This window comes from Dysosmobacter sp., assembly GCF_052306735.1.
Classification (GTDB): Bacteria; Bacillota; Clostridia; order Oscillospirales; family Oscillospiraceae; genus Oscillibacter.
On record NZ_DAWBAJ010000002.1, the window covers coordinates 1 to 2,944 of the forward strand.

The following is a 2,944-nucleotide window of genomic DNA, read 5'->3' on the forward strand; positions in this document are numbered from 1 at the left end:
TATTCCTGCTGGATCTGGGCTACGATGGACCAGCCGCCGCCAAAGGTGTAAAAGCCAATTTTAAAAAAATACAAAAACAGTTCCAATGCCCGGCTGCATTGGGAAGGGGACCGCTGCGCCTCAGATTCCACGGGTATGCCTCCTCAATGGCTTTTCTTAAAGGTGAGATACCCCTCTAAGATCAGAGAGGCCGCCACAGCGTCCACTACCTTCTTCCGCTGTTTGGCGTTCTTGCCGCTGTTGAAGAGGATGTTGCGGGCGTCGATGGTGGTGCGGCGCTCATCCCAGAGGACCACCGGCAGGGCCGTGGCCTCCTCCAGCAGCGCTTTCATGGCCTTTGCCTTCTCGGAGCGAGGCCCAAGAGTGCCATCCATGTTCACGGGATGTCCCAGGACCAGTTCCTCCGCGCCGTGTTCCTTGGCTAAAAGTGTTACCTGTTCCACCACGACCTCCTGCCGACGGCTGTTGATCACGGTGGTAAAACCGGCCAGCAGGCCGGTGGGGTCGGAAATGGCGATGCCGGTATGGGCGTCGCCGTAGTCGATTGCCATAATGCGCATAGTGCAACTCCTTATGATAGGGGGATGAATTGTTCATCCACAGGATAGGACTGAGTGTCCGAATAGTGCCACCACTCGGCGGAATAGGGGCGGAATCCCGCAGCCGTCATGGCGCTTTCCAACAGGCGGGCGTTTGCGGCGGCAGTATCTCCGACGTCACTGTAATCCCGGTCTGCCAGAGCGGTGAAATCGTCGAAGTCTGTGGGCATTTCCATGGGCTGCCCATCAGCGGTGACCAGCGTCACATCGACGGTGTTCCCCCGGCTGTGAGAGGAAAAGCCCTTTTCCGGGTTTGCCACATAAGCGGGGTCCGGACAGATCTCCCAGAGCCGGAACTGCGCGGAAGCAGGGCGGAAGGCGTCCCAGATCAGCAGGGAACAGCCGCTTTCCGCAACGGTCTCCTGTGCCGCCGCCAGCTTCTGCACCGTACCGTACCGCAGGTAGGCGTCTGAAAAATTATAGATGGCCTGTCCGGTGAAGTTGTTGTCGGCGGCGTAGCGCAGGTCTGTGTATATATCAGGGATCCAGTCCGCCACACGGACAAAGTCCTCCGGTGCGGGGATCGACTCTGTTACCTCGGCAGGCTCGGAGCCCTCGTCCGGCTCCGCCTCGGCGCCGTCTCCTGACGCGGCGGGCGCGGGGAGCGGGTCGGCCGGTGCTTCCAGAGACGGTTCCGGCGTTGACGGCATGGGAGATTCCTGAAAAGCGCCGCAGCCAACAAGCCAGCATAGGAGGGACAAACTGAGGGGCAACCAATGCCGATGCACCTGCTTCACCGCCCTTTCACACATTTTTTACATGGTATCATACCGCCCCTGCGGATGCAAGCCGGAATCTTACAGAAATTATCGAACATCTGTTTTTCTTGTTGCGGTTTGGCGGCAAGTTTGCTATACTATTTTTAATTGAGAAGAAAAGAGGGACACTGTGCGGATCTTAGGCATCGACCCCGGCTACGCCACCATCGGCTTTGGGCTGATCGAAGGGGAGCGGGCACAATACAGAATGGTGACCTATGGGGCCATCACCACCCCGGCGGGGCTGCCTCTGTCCAAACGGCTCTACCAGATCGACCGGGACATGGAGGAGCTTATCGGCCAGCTGAAGCCGGATGTGATCTCCGTGGAGGAGCTGTTCTTCAACACGAATATCACCACCGGCATCGCCGTGGCCCATGGCCGTGGGGTGCTGCTGTGCGCCGCGGAGCGGTGCGGCATCCCGCTGTTTGAGTACACGCCGGGGCAGGTGAAGATGGCCGTCACCGGCTACGGCAAGGCGGAGAAGCGGCAGGTCATGGATATGACCAAGCGGCTGCTGAAATTGGCGAAAACACCCCGGCCCGATGACGCCGCCGATGCGCTGGCGCTGGCGTTATGCCACGCAAGGAGTTCTACTTCACGGCTCCCGCAGATCAAGCCGGAGAAGGAAACTGTATAAGGAGAAAACCGTATGTTTTACTATCTGGACGGCACCGTGGCGGAGATCCTGCCGGGGCTGGCCGTCATCGACTGCGGCGGCGTGGGATACGCCTGCATGACCACCAATAACACCCTCTCCCAGCTGAAAAAGGGGGAAAAGAAGAAGCTCTACACCTACCTGAACGTGGGAGAGAGCATCTTTGATCTCTACGGCTTTGCCACCCAGAACGAGCTGAACAGCTTCAAGCTGCTGCTGGGGGTATCCGGCGTGGGACCCAAGGCGGCGCTGGCCATCCTTTCCGCCAACACGCCGGAGGGGCTGGCCATGGCCATCGTCACGGAGGACGCCAAGTCCCTGACGGCGGCCCAAGGCATCGGCAAAAAGATCGCCCAGCGGATCATTTTGGAATTGAAGGACAAAATGGCGAAGGAGACCGCCTCCGGACTGGATTTCTCCGGCGGAAAGGGCGCGGCGGTCCCCGCCGTGTTTACCAGTAAGGCCACCGAGGCTGCCGCGGCGCTGGCGGTGCTGGGCTATTCCACGCAAGAGGTGCAGATGGCCCTCAAGGGCGTGGATGTGGAGAATCTGCCGTTGGAGGAGATCATCCGCCAGAGCCTGAAGAAAATGGTGAAGTGATAGGGAAGTGAAGCTGTGAGCATCGACTTTGGAAATGATATTTACGAGGAGCCTATCGTGGCCAAGACCTTTCTGGCGGAGGACGCCCAGGAATCCTCTCTGCGACCCAAGACCCTGGCGGAGTACATCGGTCAGGAAAAGGCCAAGGAGAATCTGAGCATCTTCATTCAGGCCGCCCGGAAGCGGCAGGAATCTTTGGACCACGTTCTGCTCCACGGCCCTCCGGGACTGGGCAAGACCACGCTGGCGGGCATCATCGCTCAGGAGATGGGGGTCAACATCCGCATCACCTCCGGCCCGGCCATTGAAAAGCCCGGCGATCTGGCGGC

5 protein-coding genes are annotated in these 2,944 nt (G+C 59.5%); 3 read left to right on the plus strand and 2 right to left on the minus strand.

The genetic code is table 11. The annotated features are described in order from the left end of the window. Positions 1–143: 143 nt before the first annotated feature. Positions 144–560 carry a Holliday junction resolvase RuvX gene (ruvX, locus tag ACT67G_RS00655; protein WP_443662633.1) on the minus strand — a complete coding sequence of 139 codons (417 nt, stop codon included), beginning with the start codon at positions 558–560 and terminating at the stop codon, positions 144–146. 11 nt (positions 561–571) lie between these two features. Then, positions 572–1,249 (minus strand): M15 family metallopeptidase, encoded by a 678-nt coding sequence (locus ACT67G_RS00660; protein ID WP_302645025.1) that lies wholly within the window; start codon positions 1,247–1,249, stop codon positions 572–574. Positions 1,250–1,487: 238 nt separating this feature from the next. Here ACT67G_RS00660 and ruvC point away from each other — a divergent pair, with 238 nt between their 5' ends. The 3 genes from ruvC to ACT67G_RS00675 all read left to right on the plus strand — a co-directional run. Beyond that, positions 1,488–1,997 carry a crossover junction endodeoxyribonuclease RuvC gene (gene ruvC / locus ACT67G_RS00665; RefSeq protein WP_187014012.1) on the plus strand — a complete coding sequence of 170 codons (510 nt, stop codon included), beginning with the start codon at positions 1,488–1,490 and terminating at the stop codon, positions 1,995–1,997. A gap of 12 nt (positions 1,998–2,009) precedes the next feature. Beyond that, entirely contained in the window at positions 2,010–2,615 is a 606-nt protein-coding gene (ruvA, locus tag ACT67G_RS00670; protein ID WP_187014011.1) for a Holliday junction branch migration protein RuvA, read from the plus strand. Positions 2,616–2,630: 15 nt separating this feature from the next. After that, positions 2,631–2,944 (plus strand): AAA family ATPase (locus tag ACT67G_RS00675; RefSeq protein WP_443662634.1); only part of this gene is annotated, 314 nt, incomplete at its 3' end.

Excerpts from the sequence above, each read along its gene's own strand:
- ruvX (WP_443662633.1), bottom strand. The coding sequence starts at position 560 with ATGCGCATTATGGCAATCGACTACGGCGACGCCCATACCGGCATCGCC.
- ACT67G_RS00660 (WP_302645025.1), bottom strand. The coding sequence starts at position 1,249 with ATGCCGTCAACGCCGGAACCGTCTCTGGAAGCACCGGCCGACCCGCTC.
- ruvA (WP_187014011.1), top strand. The coding sequence starts at position 2,010 with ATGTTTTACTATCTGGACGGCACCGTGGCGGAGATCCTGCCGGGGCTG.